This window comes from Ravibacter arvi, assembly GCF_039540405.1.
In the GTDB taxonomy this organism is placed as follows: Bacteria; Bacteroidota; Bacteroidia; order Cytophagales; family Spirosomataceae; genus Ravibacter; species Ravibacter arvi.
This window is the reverse complement of sequence record NZ_BAABEY010000021.1, coordinates 1-15873: the sequence shown is the minus strand read 5'-3', so window position 1 is coordinate 15873 and position 15873 is coordinate 1. Positions and strand designations below refer to the sequence as shown.

Genomic DNA, 15873 nt, shown 5'->3' with positions numbered 1-15873 from the left:
GCGCTCTTTTTACACATCAGTCACCGTTTGGGTATCCGGTCAGTAGCGCCATAATGGTTGAGCCTGAAGTGTTTCTGTGGGACCGTCAGTCCGGCGGCGTCAACATCATCCGGGATTCGGTACGGACGAACCCCGGAGCCTGCAAAGGCAAGTTTTACCCTGGCCAATTTTGAAGAAAGCCTGTGGAAATATATAAGTAACTCGTCACAATATGATGCCTGGCTGGCAAACTTGGGAGAATCAAGTATTCCGCTCGCTTGGCAGAAGGCCCTACCACCGCAGCGGCGGCCGCTTTTTTTCCAAGACATCCTTTAGCATGGTGTTTTGTAACGCCAGGTCAGCATACATACGCTTGAGTTTGGCGTTTTCATCCGCGCGGCGGCCGCCTGGAGCTCTTTTGGCTCCTTGAGTTGGCTTGCTTCCATACCTGAATACTTCTACTTTAGAGCAAAAAAGAAGCCTGATTCTCTATTTGGGCTGTTCTAGATTTGGGGGATCTTAAGATGATGATGAACTAATGATCACGATGCTGGTGTTCAGTATGAGTGTTAGGAAACCTTCTTTATTAAGTTGCTCTAAGTAGTCGGATTAATTTAACTCACGTTTTTTTTGAATATTTTGTTTGTCTTTCGCAGAGTAGTACTCGTAATTACGGCTATCTGTTCTGCATATTTTGCTAAAGCACAGGCTTTCAGGAATTTGGCCGGATTGGAAGCCGGTTCAATGTCTAATGCCAGAGGGATTGTTCAGGATAAGCAGGGCTTTATGTGGTTTGCAACCTATGCAGGCCTATTCCGGTATGACTCTCACACGCTGAAAAAATACCTGCACAACTCTTCCGATCCCAATTCTATTTCGTCCGACATGCTGAATGCCGTCTTCTGCGACTCGAAAGGTGACCTTTGGGTGGCCGGAACGGGCGGACTCGATCGGTATAACCGGGAGACAGACAATTTTACGCACGTCGATCACAATCTGCTTAACACAAACCCCGAACTCAATAACAACATCTATACAATAGCGGAAGACCGCGATCACCGGATATTGGTGGGAACGCCTTTCGGCTTAAATAGTATCATGGTTGCAAAAGGTGGAATAAAGGTGACCTATATTCTTCACCGTACTTTTGAGGGGCTCGACAAGGATATTTTTTCAGTAAGCCAAACAAGCGAGGGTGATTTCTGGGCGGGAAGCGATAACGGCTTGGTCCATGTACCCGCTAATGGAAATCCTCCGAAAGTCTTTCATTTCAAATCAGCCAATAAATCGCCGCTGATTAATGATTTCCGTACACAGTATCTGGATGAACGAAACGTAATCTGGCTGGGGCCAAGCTCCGGCGGGATTGTTCATTTTGACATAGCGACGAGGACGTTTAGTCCAATGAAAGACTTCGTCGCCCCAGACGGGGTGACACCCGTTGTAAGCTGCATCTTGCCCGAGCGTTCGGGAAAGCTTTGGATCGCAACGCATTCCGGGCTGGCTTTGTTCGATCCTGTTAGCCGAAAGACAACCTGGTATAGAAATCAGCCTGGTAACATTTATAGTCTGGCCGATAACAACATCCAAACCATGTGTGTGGATCGTCAGGGCGGAGTATGGCTCGGAACTTACTATTTTGGGATCAGTAATTTCTATCCGGATGCTCCCCGTTTCCTTCCATGGCCATTTACAGTGAGCGGCATCTCCGATGTTCGCTATGCCAATTCATGGATGGGCAATAGCAAGGATGGCAAACTTTGGGTAATCGGAAAAGATCAGAAAAAATTGCTCCTGTTTGACACCTCGGGCATGCAGACGAGATCGTTCGACATGAAATTACTACCCTCCTCCGACTATTATCATTTTTACATTGACGGGAACAACACGCTCTGGGCGGCAGGAAACACAGTGCTGACAAGCCTCGACCTTAATTCAGGGAGCTATCGCCATTACCCTACTGCGGCCAGCGGAAGTTACAAAGCGGTGGATGATGGTAGAGTGCACGAGATTCTGGAAGATTCCGGAGGCCGGTTTTGGCTGATAGGTACTTTCGGAGCATTATTGTTTGACAAGCATACGGGCCGGTTCAGAAAATGCAAGTCTGTCAGCTACGCCCACAGTGTATTGGAAGATTCGAAGCAAAATATCTGGATAGGCGGCGGTGATGAGGTATTTGTACTCAAAAATGGCGAGGTCGATTTTTGAGGAATTGGCTACAGACAAAAGCAGGGGAGCCGGAAATTTTGCTGCGGTATGGCGATTGACGGAAGACAAGGCAGGCAAGATATGGGCAGTAACCCGGCAAGGTTTGCAGAGCTTTGACCACTCTTCGGGGACATTCCGACCCGACCCGGGAATAACGCTTTCAAAAATCGAAGATATCCAGATAGACAAAAATGGTTATTTCTGGCTGGCCACTGAGGCCGAGTTGACACGTTATCATCCTGAAAAACGGACCTTGCAAACTTACGGCTACCAGGATGGCCTCCCTTTCAATGGAATTTCGCGGCCCGCGTCGAGCGTGAAAAGTGCGTCGGGGATGCTTTATTTTACAACCAACAAAGGGATTTTTCAATTCTCGCCAAGCCAGGTGACAGCAAGGACCGGTGATTCACAATTGGTATTAACACAGCTGAAATTATTGGACCGGGAGATGAAGGCCGGTGATGACACAGGTTTGCTCGAGCGAAACCTCGATCACACCCGGGAATTGACCATGCGTCATGATCAGAACATCTTTTCTATTAGTTTCGCACTGTTGAGTTTCCCAAGATCGGAACGAAACCGGTATGCTTACAAGCTGGAAGGATTCGACAATACCTGGACCTACACGAGTAGCCAACCTGCTACTTATATGAACCTGCCGCCGGGAAACTACGTGTTTACGGTAAGGGCTGCGAACGGGGATGGCTACTGGAACCCTGAACCGCTCCGTCTGAAAATCAACGTACTGCCACCCTGGTGGAAAACCTGGTATGCCGGCCTGGCCTATATTCTGCTGATTGCTGCCACTGTGTATGCAGTGACAAGGTTTTTCTGGCTCCGCAGCTCGTTCCGAAAGGAAAATGCGCTGAACCAGATTAAACTCGACTTCTTCACCAACCTATCCCACGAAATCAGGACGCACCTTTCGTTGATTTCTGGGCCCATGCAAAAAGCCTTTCAGCATGCATACGATGGTAAAACCGTTGAACATTATTTTGGATTTGCCAAAAATAATTCTGACCGTTTGCTACTACTGGTCAATGAGCTGCTCGACTTCCGTAAGGTCCAAAGCGGCGGGGTGAGGCTCCAAGTCCGGGAATATGATGTCGTCAAAATCATGAAAGGAACCCTTGCCGCATTCGAGCATATCGCGAAAGAAAAGGACATTGAAACGATGTTGGTATGCCCGGACACACCGGTGCTGTTGTGGCTGGACCAGGCCCAGATGCAGAAAGTATTTTATAACCTGCTCAGCAATGCATACAAGTTCACCTCCGAAGGCGGCGGGGTAGTAGTACGCATTGTAGAAGTCAGTAATGAGGTGAGCATTGCCGTTCAGGACAACGGCAGAGGCATAGCCGTTGAGCACTTGCGGAAACTATTCACTTATTACTACCAGGCGGATTCGGAAAAGCCCGGTTATGGAATTGGTTTGGCGCTTTCAAAAAGTATTGTGGAACAGCATCGCGGCGCCCTTACTGCCGAGAGCTGTCTGGAGACTGAAACTACGGCTGGCGGTACAACGTTAACGATTCGGATGCTCCGTGAAAACCGGCACTTTTCCCCCGAGGAAATCGCACCGAAAAACACTGATTACATTGACAGCAGGTTAACAGAAACTGCGGCAAAGTCGCCATCCTCCCTCGTAGGCGCCTCTGCAAAAAAAGCCAATACGATCCTGATTGTCGAGGATAATGACCAGTTACGCGTGTTTATCAGGGAGCTTTTCGAAAGCGAATTCAACACGCTCGAAGCCGAAAACGGTCTTCGCGGTTTACAACTTGCAAATGAGCATCTTCCCGACATCATCCTGTCGGACATCATGATGCCAGATATGAACGGGCTGCAGTTATGCAGCCAACTGAAAGAGAATATTACGACTTCACATATACCAGTCATGCTATTGACGGCAAGGGCACAGAACCAGCAAATCATCGAAGGGCTCGCTTCCGGAGCTGATGATTATCTTGTTAAGCCGTTCGATCCGAGGATTCTTGAGTTAAAGGTGAGCAACTTGATCCGATTGCGAGACGATTTCAAAGACCGTTATCGTCAGTCTGTCTTAACGGACCATGACGAGTGGGGAAGGAACATTGCCAAGGACAAGAACGAGGAATTCATCATCAAACTTAGCTCGCTTGTTAAAGAGCATATTTCCGATCGCGATTTTGGAGTCAATGAGCTTGCTACGCAGATTGGAATGAGCGTATCGGCATTGTATAGAAAATTGAGGTCGCTTACGGGGTTGACAATCAATGGATTCGTGAAAGAGATTCGATTTAATGAAGCCAAAAAGCTACTCGATTCGGGTGTTTACAACGTCAGCGAGATAAGCACGATGATCGGTTTTGAGGGCAGCAAATACTTCAGTGCAGAATTAAAAAAAATTTATGGTAAAACGCCGACCGAGGCTAAAAAGGATAATGAGCGCTAGCGTGACCCTGCTTGTCTATCCGGACATTGCGCCTGAAAGTCATACGTATTCCAACTGATGGGTATCCGTACGCATCCTCATTTTTGCCAAACAGAACCGGGTGAAAAAAAAGATCAGCCAGGTGTCCGGAATCGGTGCCTTGCAGCGATGTGAATCGCGGGTTGTTAGAATGATGGTGGTCGGTCCACCGAAAGAAATGACAGGCGGATCTTTCAAGCCACTTTATCGTGCTTTTCTTTAAAACGTCAGTACTCTGAGCAAGTATCTTATCCCTTAACCTATAGATCGGATTGCTTAAACATGATCATCTGGGTTTTTTATGTCTCAATCATTTATCAATGCCTGAGTCGGATTCATCAGTGCTGCGGTAAGGGATTGATAACTAATAGTCAATAACGTTACCGAAAATATAAGAATTGCGGCACCAATAAAGACTCCGTAGCTAATGTTGATGTGATAAGCAAAGTTTTGAAGCCATCGATCAATTAACCACCAGGCAGCAGGAAATGCAATGAAGACTGCAATTAAGACAAGAATTAGAAAATCTTTGGCTAGCATCGAAACTACATTGCCAACCGTTGCTCCAAGTACTTTTCGCACGCCGATTTCTTTCTTGCGCCGATTTGCTGTAAAAGCCGCAAGTCCATATAATCCGAGACAAGAAATAATAATCGCCAGCACGGCAAAGTAACGGGCAAGTTCGCTCACCAGCTTTTCAGACGCATACTGGACCTGAAAATCGTGATCTAGAAATTGGTAGTTAAATGAATACCCTGGATTGAATGTTTTATAAAAATCCTGAATGCGTGTGATGGTTTCCTGCTCCTTTCCCGCGCTTATCCTGGCCATAACCAACATGGTTTCCTGAGGGGAAAAATAAAGAATAAAGGGCCGGATTCCTTGATGCAGCGAGTTAAAATGAAAGTCTTTGACCACGCCTACAATGTGTCTCTCAGCGTTGCCAAACATGACAGTTTTTCCGACCGGGTCACTTAACTCCATAGCTTTTACCGCGGCTTCATTGAGAATGATACTGGATGTTTCGGTTCCGTACTGCCGGGAAAAACTGCGCCCTTCCGCCATCTTTATACCCATCGTCTCGATCAAATCGAAATTGACCGGCATTTTAAAAAAGCGGATTTTGTCATCTTCATTTTTTCCGTCCCAGCGCACGCCAGATCCATTTCCAGGCAGCATGGCAGGCAAAATGATTTTCTGCTGAATGCTCGAAGCATTTATAACTCCCGGTAGGTTTTTTAATTGGGACAGAAAAGCTTCGCCCTGCGCAGCTACACGCCCTTCCATTTCGAAATAAATGACGTTGTCTTTGTCATATCCCGGATTCTTGTGCTCTAAAAAATGAATCTGTTGATACACTACAAATACTGAAACAATGAAAATGACCGAGACGGTGAATTGGAAAACTACCAGCCCCTTTCTGAGTAGCAACTCGCTGAAGGGACTGACTAACCCGCCTTTTAGAGAAAATGCAGGATTAAACTTCGAAAGATAGAATGCAGGGTAGCTACCGGCGAGCAGACCAGTCACCAATGTAATTACGAGTATTGTCCCAAGGCTTTTTAGTTCAAAATGCAAGGAAAGGTCTTTGCCGATTACATTGTTGAAAGCCGGAAGCAATGCCCAAGTAATCAATATTGCAATCGCGAGTGCCAAAAAACTTAGTATCAGCGATTCGCTTAAAAATTGAAATATGAGCGTAGACCGGTCTGCTCCAAGTGCTTTTTTAACTCCCACTTCTCGTATGCGCATAGCGGCTTTGGCCGTAGACAGGTTCATGAAATTAATACAGGCGATGATCAGTATGATGAGTGCGACGATGATAAACAGGCGAACATAGGTGATTTTGCCGCCGGCCTGCACACCATTTTCATAATTTCCAAACAGGTAAGCGTCAGAATATTTACGTAAAAACAATCGCGAAGTGGAGTCGTTGAAACTGGTCCTGGCAAGAGCTGCCATCTTTTCATTTAATAAGTTAATATCTGCTCCTTCTTTCAAAACAATAAGGTTGTTGAAAGGGCCACTACTTGCCCGGGTAGTACCAGGTGGTATGATCTGGTTCCAGGCGTCCATTGACAGCAAAAAATCGTATTGTTGGGAAGAATTCTTCGGAAAGTCGCTAAAAACCCCACTGACTAAACACTTTTCGGAGTACGCCTGCCATTTCCATACCAGGACTTTTCCCATTGCAAGTTCGGGAGACTTAAACAGCCGGGTAGCCAGTTTTTCAGAGATGGCAATAGACATTTTATTAGCCAAAACCTTTTGCTTGTTGCCTTGAATTAATGGAAAAGACAAGGCCTGGAAGTAATCGTTACTGGCAAAATTCCCGACAGCACTGACTGTATTATCGCCAGAAGATAAACTAAACCTCTGAAACCAGGCCGCAGGTGTTGTCATTACAGCCGTTTCGACCTCTGGCATTGTATTCAGGATGGTTTCTCCAATATATTCACCGGTACTGTTTGAAGTCGCAATGCCATCACCAATCTTTTCATGGATCATGACCTCGTAAAGACGGCTGTCTTTTTCGTGAAATTTATCGAAAGCAAATTCAGCATTTACCCATAGTCCGATCAGCAAAGCTGATGCCAGGCCACTGGACAAGCCAATAATATTGAGCAGCGAAAATTGCCGGTCTTTCAACAAGCGGCGGCTGGCGGATTTAAATTGATTGCGAACGAGGTCGAAATTCAGCATTTTTCTTCGATGTCTGATATGACACTTTCATGGTCAGCCAATATTAACATTTTTTTTTAAGCACAATATTTATTTGCGCTCTTTCTGATCGTTCAGGCAACCGGGGTTCCTCGTCGGAAGGTTATATAAATCAACTGAGGCAGGCTCACAAGCCAAGGGTTAAGACTTCCGCTGCCTCATTCTCCTTCTTAAAAGTGCAGGACGTCAAGTAAATATCCTCATCCTTAAGCACTCCGCCTACAACGTCGTACTGCTCTTTGACTTCACAGGCCATATTCAATGATAGCGGGTTCGGGGGGAGGGGGCTTGCAAGCGGAGCTAAGCGACTCCTGTGTCTGCTCCTCCTGGCAGGTTATGCTGGCAAAGCATTTAGTGAAAAAACTGCGGAAAGCGAAAGAAAGAATGTATCATACTTGCAACATTGTTGCAAGTATGATACATTTGCAACAATGTTGCAAGTATTAAGGTCCATTTGCGGAATGTGCCCATTCCAGGTATTAAAAGCTACATCTCTCTTTATTTTTTTCGCTCTAAGTATGAAGTTATTTACAAAAGTAATTTTCAGAAGACTACCCGCAGTAGTGGTAGTGTGTTTGACCTCGGTTCCGGCGTGGGCCCAGACTACAAAAAACGGTACACTTTCCGGGAAACTGACAGATAGATCGGGAGAAGTCATAACCGGAGCAAGCATCAATACGGCAGACCGGCTATACGTGACTTATTCCAATCAAAGCGGTGAGTTCCGTTTGATATTGCCTGAAGGAAGACACATAATGACGATATCACATCTGCGTTTCGGTGCAACAAGTTACCCGGTGGAAATCTTATCCAATACAGTCACTAACTTGTCGCCTGTACTTGAAGAAGCAACGAATGGGTTGAACGACATTGTGATATCGGCGTCAGCGACGCCTTCCGAACTACGCACTATCGCTTCCAATATTTCCATATTGAAAGCGGGTCAGCCCGAGCTTCGTCAAATGCAGACGATCGATGATGCCCTCCAATTTATCCCGGGAGTGACCATAGACCGCAATCGCGGGTTGACCACTACCGGTACTCATACGGCTGTGACCATGCGCGGCACGGGTTCGGCCAATAGAACATTAATACTGAAAGACGGCATTCCCATCAACGATGCGTATACTGGCGGAGTGAGCGAGTGGAACTCTATGGCGACTGGAAGTATAGCCCGCATAGAGGTTGTGCGTGGCCCGGGATCAGCCATACACGGTTCCAATTCGATGGGCGGAACGATCAACCTTGTGACCGCTTCTCCTACCGAAAAACCTACATTGGGGGTGGATCTACGCTATGGATCGATGAATACCCTGCAGGCCGGCGTCAAAGCCGGCAAGGCATTTAAGAGTGGGTTCGGTATTATGGTGTCCGGCGAGTACAAAAAGACCGATGGGTATCGGTATATGGCTGACAGCTTGTGGCGTGACTATTTTAAGACGCCGAGTATGGAATTGTTCAATGTGAATACCAAACTGGTCTATCAGATCGATCCTGCCTCGAAACTGGAGGCTGTTGTGGATCATCATCTTCAGATGCCCCTCTCAGGGACCTCCACGATCTATGATGATAAAACCACCATTACCAATTCACTGCTACGGTATATAGCCGGGAAAGGCGCTGTAAACATAGAAGCAACCGGGTATATCAATACGCAATTGCGTGTGTCGGATGCGAATCAATGGAACAATGTCGACAAGGCATACAGCAAGGACAACTATGATTCAAGGACACCGGTGGATATCTATGGCTTTATCGGAAAAGTCAGCCGAAGTTTCGGCAGTCACCTGATTACCACCGGAGCCGATCTTAGGTACACTTCCGCTTCAACCAGGCGATTTAACTACGGCTCCGGGTACCAGAATTTTTCAGGAGGTCAGAATTTCCTTTCTTTTTTTATCAATGACGACCTAAAGATTGGGAGCAAGGTGAATGTAAATGTAGGGGTGAGATACGACAATTGGCAAAACCTTAACGGAAGGCTGTTTGACAGTACTTCTGGAGAAGAGATACACCTTGAATACGATAAAGCGTCGGCCAGCGTTTGGTCGCCTAAAGTCGGCGTGGTATATCAGGCATCTCAGAAGCTTCGTTTTCGTACACAATTTGCACAAGGATTCCGCGCCCCGGCCATTTACGATCTCTACATTTCGGGTCCCCTCGGGTCTTCCTTTTTTCGCCTCGGGAATCCCGATCTGAAACCCGAGAGGATGGTCTATTCGGTTGAGTTGGGAAGCGACCTCTACTTAGGTAATATCGAGTTAACCTTGACTGGTTATCTTTCACAATACAGAGATTTTGCGGAAAGAGTAGAAGTAGACGCCTCGAAGCTCCCGTCCTATCTTGATCCGGGAGGATTGCCCGTAAGGCAATTCACCAATATCGGGCAGGTGAATCTCGGGGGAATCGAAAGCTCGCTCCGCTATTTATTGACAAAACACTTTACGCTGATCGGCAGTTATTTCTATAATCATTCCCGGATCGCCAAATATGAGACCAATCCGGACTACGTCGGAAATGAAATGAACGGAAATCCCAGACATACTGTCAGTGGAGGCTTAGTGTTCGACTTACCCGCTAAACTGTATGCAGCAATATGGGTAAGAAGCACTTCCAAGAGCTTTGGAAACCTAGAAAACTCCGCCAACCGCGTCATGGCGCCTGTTACTACAGCTGATCTGAAGGTAAGCTACCAGCTGAAGCGATTTACGTTGAATGCCAACGCGCTCAACCTGCTTGACAAATTGTATTTCGGTAGTTATACATCTCCTACCAGCTACCAGTACGCTCCGCGGAGGTCGGTAAACTTGGGCATTTCTTTTAGCCTGTAAAAAACAGTATAACATGCACGAATGGGTCGGAATACTGCTGGCACTGGCAGGCATATTGTGCAGATTGTGGTTGGGGAAAGTCCTGAAACGGGCTGACTCACCGATCTGGTTGCAGACAGTTTTAGCTAACGCGGCGCTTATTCCGACCGGGTACGGACTTTTCCTTCTGGCCAGCCTTTTTTGGAACGGCAGCCCGACTGCGACAGCCGATATGGGACAGAATTCATCGTTGACGCTGTCTTTCACCCTCTCTCTACTGATTTTGGGCATCAGCTTTAGTTCTGGTATCCTTTTTAATTGTAATAAAAAATAATCATGCTAACGTACATCGAATCCTTCTTATACCAGTTTGCAGTCGCGTTATCGTATCCGGTTTTTGTCAGTTTAGCCCTCATGATCCTGTGGTCAGTTTACAGTATGGGCGATTTTCTGAGGGAGTGGATCCAACGGCGCCACGGTAACGCGGATCCGGGGCAATCCTTTATCAGAACTTACTCCACGCACTTGGACAAAGCCCTTTCAATGCCCGAAACGGCCGATATACACATCACCAGGTTGGTCAGATTATGGGAGAAAGATAAGATTAGTCGTCTGGACCGTGTACGTTTTATGGTTAAAGTAGCACCGTCCGTCGGACTGATCGGTACGCTGATCCCGATGGGCGTCGCCCTTTCTTCGCTTTCCACCGGCGACCTGATGAGTATGTCTTCCAATATGGCCAACGCCTTCACCGCTACCATCGCCGGACTAGCCTGTAGCGTAATGGCTTATCTTATTTCACAGGAAAGAGAAAAGTGGCTGAAAACTGATTTTCTTGAAGTGGAAACCCGGATGGAAGAGCTGCTCCGCGCCCGGGAGCGCCATGAAGTCGCAGGCGAAAACGGGCCTGTCATGAAAATAGAAACACTTGTCAAACATTGGTTCACACTATGAGATTGCTTGGAAAACGCACCGAACAGGATACTCCCCTGGAAGATCCCGTCAGCGGGGTAGCCAACCTTTTCGACCTGAGCGTGGTGCTGATTGTTGCCATGATTTTTGCGCTGGTGTCTACGCTGGACATGCTGGATATGTTCACTGAATCGGATGTAACCTATACCAAACAGGCTGCTAACGGAGAGATCGAGATTATCGAGAAAAAGGGAAAGGAAATCAAAGTAAAAAAGATAACCAAAGACCAGTCGTCCGGTAAGGGGGAGCGACTGGGGACAGCCTACAAGCTGGAAGACGGACAGGTGATCTATGTGCCGGAATAACAAGCAAAATGTTGCCCAATCGGGGGCCACAAAGAGCGGAAGGATCTGTGGATTTCGCAAAACTCATAACCCCATTTATATAGATTAAACTCATGAAAGATATAATTGGGCAGGTTAGAAAAACAATGCTGCGTCCTTTAGCTGCATTTACACTGCTTTGGATAGCAAAAACTGCGTCGGCAGAAAAAATCAGTATAATCGTGTCCGACAGCTACGCCGCCGTAGCTTACCGCGTTTCGGAGAACCTCGAAAAATCGTTGCCGGAATTTTCGGATAAATACGAGCTGAAGGTTTATTCGCAGGGCCACTATCAGGAGAGAGAGCTCTCGCATGTGGCCGAATCAAAGCTGATTTTTGTCTATGTGCACCAGGGAGGTCTTGTGGAGCAGGCTTTGCCGCAACTTCAGGAGGCTCTCAAGCGGGGCGCTTCGGTATATGCACTGGGGGGAACTCCCGCCGAGAACGCATACAAGGAGCTTGGGATCGTATTTGACCGGAAGGTTTTACAGTATTTTGACCAGGGCGGCATAGAAAACCTGCGAAACATGGTTTTGTATGGTTTGAACAGGCGCGGAGGATGGCCCCTACCTTACCGGGATGTGATCGGGTACCCGGCTTCCGGTATCTATTCTTTCGAAAAAGACACTGTATACCTTTCCCAGAAGGAATATATAGCGGGGTACGGAAAGCATAAGCCGGGACAACCCTGGGTTGGATTCTATTCTTTCCGTTTCGAAATACTGAACGGACAGCACCGACATCTCCACGAGCACATTCGCAAGCTCGAGGCAGCAGGATTTAATGTCCTCCCGCTTTTTGGCGTACCGCTCGGCAAAACGCTGGAACAGTTCGCCTACGACGATCAAGGCGAGCCATTAATCAATTTGCTGGTTTCCGCCTCGTCCCTACCCGGATCGTCACCGGAGGAACTGCGGCATGTTTTTGAAAAAATGAATATTCCCGTAATCAGTACCATCCAACTCGACCAGTCGAAAGCAGAATGGGAGGGCTCTAAAATAGGATTGAGCGTCTTCAACCGTACGCTCCATCTGAGCCGGTCTGAAATATCAGGGCAAATACAGCCTACGGTTACCGGTAGCCTGGAAACAGCAACCTACCCTGACGGTACACAGATCAAGGTGAAGACCGCCATTCCCGATCGTGTCGATCGCCTTGTAGGAAGAGTGATGGCCTGGGACAGTCTGCGACGGAAAACCAATGCGGAGAAGCGCATTGCTCTCATTTACTACTCCAACCCACCCGGCAAGCACGCAATCGGCGCCAGCTATCTCAATGTACTGCCTCAAAGCATACAAAGTATTCTTGAACGGCTTGGGAGAGAAGGATATGATCTCGGCGATCAGCAGCCTGACAGCAGCCGATTATTTCAACAAATCATGAATTATGGCCGGAATATTGGCAACTGGGCTCCGGGCGAACTACAACGGTTGGCCACACAAGGGCATCCTGTAAAAGTCCCGGTACGGCAATACAAGGAATGGTTCGGTCAGTTGCGGCCTGCGTTTCAGCAGGAAGTCCTGGCTAAATGGGGGCCGCCAGACAGCTCCCGGATCATGACATGGCGCGATGACTCCGGAGAACCCTATTTTCTGCTGCCTGCCGTATGGTACGGTAAAATCCTCCTGGCGCCGCAGCCGGCACGCGGCTGGAACCAGGATATCGACAAAGCGTATCATGACGTGACGCTCCCTCCGCATCATCAGTACATTGCCTTCTATCTCTACTTGCAAAAGCAGTTTAAAGCCAATGCCATCATCCATCTGGGCACACATGGGACCCACGAGTGGCTCTCCGGTAAAGAAGCCGGACTGAATGACGACGATGCACCCGAGGCCCTGATTGGCGATATGGTTAATCTATACCCCTATATTGTAGATGACGTGGGTGAGGGCATCCAGGCCAAAAGACGCGGAATGGCAATTATTATCGATCACATGACCCCACCTTCAGACACGGCGGGGCTTAACCCCGAGCTACGGGAATTGTCGGGCCTGATCAACGACTACCTGGCAGCCGGAGAGAAAAGCCCCGTTCTGGCGTCGTCAAAGCTGGAGCAGATCTGGCAATTGGCCCGGGAGCAGGGGATGCTGAAAGACATCGGTGCCGAAGGAAAGCCTGACGCGGATAGAATTGAAGAATTAGAACATTATCTGCAGGACATCGGGCAAAAGCAGACGCCCTTCGGGATGCACACTTTCGGAAAATCGCCTGATTCGACTTACGCCCGCAGCACAGCGGTAGCAATCGTGAAGAGAATTTCCGGGCTGTCAAATGAAGCGTACCAAGCGCAGGTTTCAGACATGATGGATCGCATACTGAAAAGCGGTGAAAGCGAGCTCTCGTCACTTGTCAATGCGCTCAATGGAGGCCACGTCCGTTCCGGTCAGGGAAACGACCCTTTACGGAATCCCGCTTCGCTTCCTACGGGGAAAAACTTCTTTGCGTTCGATCCATCAAAAATCCCTTCCAAAGAGACATACAATACCGGGAGCGCACTGGCGGAAGAGCTGATAGCGCATTACCGAAAAGCACACAGCGGAGAATTCCCCGAAAAGGTGACGCTCAATTTATGGTCCGTCGAGACTATACGTCACGAGGGCGTAATGGAGTCCCAGATATTGCGTCTTCTGGGTATCAAGCCGGTCTATGACGGTATCGGGAGGGTGAAAGGCGTTGAACCGATTTCCCGGCAAGAGCTCGGTAGGCCGCGGATCGACGTCGTGATTATTCCATCGGGGTTATACCGTGACATGTTTCCCAATGTAATGGAGCTGCTTGACAAAGCTATTAGCTTGGCGGGGGAGGCAGATGAATCGGACAACTTCGTAAGGTTGAATATCGCAAAGCTCAAACAAACCCTGATCGAGAAGGGTATCAAAGATGAAAAGCTGGCGGAACGTCTCGCTTCGGTACGCATGTTCTCGGTTCCCGCGGGGGCCTACGGAACAGGCGTAGAAAACGTTGTGGAGGCGTCGGATACCTGGGAAACAGAAAACCAGGTTGCCGACGTGTATTTTAAGCGGATGAGCCATTTGTATGGTCAAGGCTTTTGGGGAGACAAGCCAGAAACTATCGATATCACATTAGGAAAGGGGCTGAGTGTGGCCATGATGAAAAAAGCTTTGTCAGGAACCAAGGCGCTGGTGCATAGCCGGTCTTCCAATGTGTACGGCGCGCTCGACAACGATGATTTTTATCAATACCTCGGCGGCGCGGCACTGGCGATACGGTCGATCGACGGCAATACTCCAGACGTTCTGGTGACCAACCTTTCCGACCCGTCGCAAGCCGGTCAGGAAACACTGGATAAATTTATAGGGCGGGAAATGAAAACCCGCTACCTTAATCCAAGGTGGATCAGGGAAATGCTGGATGAAGGGTATTCGGGAGGCCGGATGATCAGCAAAGTCACAGAGCACCTCTGGGGGTGGCAGGTGACGGTACCAGATGCGGTCGACGGAAACAAGTGGCGACAGGTGTACGAGACCTACGTAGAAGATAAATATGGGCTGGATATTCGTGAGAAGTTTGAAAAAGGAGGTAACCTTCATGCCTATCAGGTTACCCTTGCACGTATGCTTGAGACGATCCGCAAAGATTACTGGAATCCCGGTGAAAGCGTCTTACAACGTCTTACCAGCGAATACCTTTCGACCGTAGAAGCAGCAGGCCTCGCCTGCAGTGGCAATGTATGCAACAATCAGGAGCTGACCGATTTCGTCACAAAGATAGCCAGTCGAATTCCTGGGCAAAGTGGCCCCCCTTTGGCCAGTTACAGGCAGCAACTTGCCGATATCAAATCTCCGGCAGAAACAAGTTCCAGTATAAAGAATCCGGGGCAGAAGGGAAACAGCAGCGCCGATCTTAATCCCGCCCCGCAAAAACTGGAAAATACACAGCCTGAGTCGCCTTCCACGAATACGATTGTGGAAATCATGGGATATAAAATGGAAGAGTCTGTTAGGGAACTCTTTGAGGACCGGGAAAAAACGGAAAATGCGCCTTCTTCAACGGTCGGGATAGTTTTGATAATCGCAGCGTTGCTGGCTGCTTTCCGGGTAAGGAGGGAAGAACTATAGAGCTATAATCGCTACCTGGTATGGCACACGGCTTTTACAAGAACGAGCCCCGGTTGGATATCGACCTGTTGCACCGGATTGCCGGGCGCTACCCGCAGGATAACGGAGCCGGTCAAGGCCAAGCTTGAAATAAAGGAGAACATTCCGGTATAACGTAGGACCGTGACTGTCGCCAACCCTAATAAAAAAGCATGAGAGCCCGGCCCTCATGCTTTTTTATATTACCCGACCAGCCGGAATCGGGTTCCGGCGTGACCTTTGCCTATTTTACTAAAAATTTGCCGGTGCGTACGTCGCCGTCCGCCGAGATGAGGCGCAGCACGTAA

7 protein-coding genes are annotated in these 15873 nt (G+C 48.3%); 6 read left to right on the top strand and 1 reads right to left on the bottom strand.

Features of this window, described 5'->3' with window-relative positions; translation table 11 throughout:
* The first annotated feature begins 723 nt into the window (after nt 1-723).
* Together ABD852_RS11315 and ABD852_RS11310 are read left to right on the top strand one after the other, a co-directional pair.
* A complete protein-coding gene (locus ABD852_RS11315; RefSeq protein WP_345028763.1) occupies nt 724-2187 on the top strand; it encodes a ligand-binding sensor domain-containing protein in 1464 nt (487 codons plus the stop codon).
* On the top strand, nt 2168-4621 hold the full coding sequence (locus tag ABD852_RS11310) for a hybrid sensor histidine kinase/response regulator transcription factor (RefSeq protein ID WP_345028762.1): 2454 nt from the start codon (nt 2168-2170) through the stop codon (nt 4619-4621). Before ABD852_RS11315 ends, ABD852_RS11310 begins: the two co-directional genes overlap by 20 nt.
* A gap of 324 nt (nt 4622-4945) precedes the next feature.
* Here ABD852_RS11310 and ABD852_RS11305 read toward each other — a convergent pair whose 3' ends face one another.
* Nucleotides 4946-7342: an ABC transporter permease gene (locus tag ABD852_RS11305; RefSeq protein WP_345028761.1), complete on the bottom strand. Its 2397-nt coding sequence runs from the start codon at nt 7340-7342 to the stop codon at nt 4946-4948.
* Between the two features lie 536 nt (nt 7343-7878).
* Here ABD852_RS11305 and ABD852_RS11300 point away from each other — a divergent pair.
* The 4 genes from ABD852_RS11300 (at nt 7879) to ABD852_RS11285 (ending at nt 15547) form a co-directional block, all read left to right on the top strand.
* On the top strand, nt 7879-10191 hold the full coding sequence (locus tag ABD852_RS11300) for a TonB-dependent receptor (protein WP_345028759.1): 2313 nt from the start codon (nt 7879-7881) through the stop codon (nt 10189-10191).
* Between the two features lie 315 nt (nt 10192-10506).
* Nucleotides 10507-11124 (top strand): MotA/TolQ/ExbB proton channel family protein, encoded by a 618-nt coding sequence (locus tag ABD852_RS11295; RefSeq protein ID WP_345028755.1) that lies wholly within the window; start codon nt 10507-10509, stop codon nt 11122-11124.
* Nucleotides 11121-11447 (top strand): DUF2149 domain-containing protein, encoded by a 327-nt coding sequence (locus ABD852_RS11290; protein WP_345028752.1) that lies wholly within the window; start codon nt 11121-11123, stop codon nt 11445-11447. Before ABD852_RS11295 ends, ABD852_RS11290 begins: the two co-directional genes overlap by 4 nt.
* A gap of 92 nt (nt 11448-11539) precedes the next feature.
* Nucleotides 11540-15547: a cobaltochelatase subunit CobN gene (locus ABD852_RS11285; RefSeq protein WP_345028748.1), complete on the top strand. Its 4008-nt coding sequence runs from the start codon at nt 11540-11542 to the stop codon at nt 15545-15547.
* Nucleotides 15548-15873: the final 326 nt, after the last annotated feature.

Coding starts and splice junctions, on each gene's coding strand:
- ABD852_RS11285 (WP_345028748.1), top strand. CDS start 11,540: ATGAAAGATATAATTGGGCAGGTTAGAAAAACAATGCTGCGTCCTTTA.
- ABD852_RS11300 (WP_345028759.1), top strand. CDS start 7,879: ATGAAGTTATTTACAAAAGTAATTTTCAGAAGACTACCCGCAGTAGTG.
- ABD852_RS11295 (WP_345028755.1), top strand. CDS start 10,507: ATGCTAACGTACATCGAATCCTTCTTATACCAGTTTGCAGTCGCGTTA.
- ABD852_RS11315 (WP_345028763.1), top strand. CDS start 724: ATGTCTAATGCCAGAGGGATTGTTCAGGATAAGCAGGGCTTTATGTGG.
- ABD852_RS11290 (WP_345028752.1), top strand. CDS start 11,121: ATGAGATTGCTTGGAAAACGCACCGAACAGGATACTCCCCTGGAAGAT.
- ABD852_RS11310 (WP_345028762.1), top strand. CDS start 2,168: ATGGCGAGGTCGATTTTTGAGGAATTGGCTACAGACAAAAGCAGGGGA.
- ABD852_RS11305 (WP_345028761.1), bottom strand. CDS start 7,342: ATGCTGAATTTCGACCTCGTTCGCAATCAATTTAAATCCGCCAGCCGC.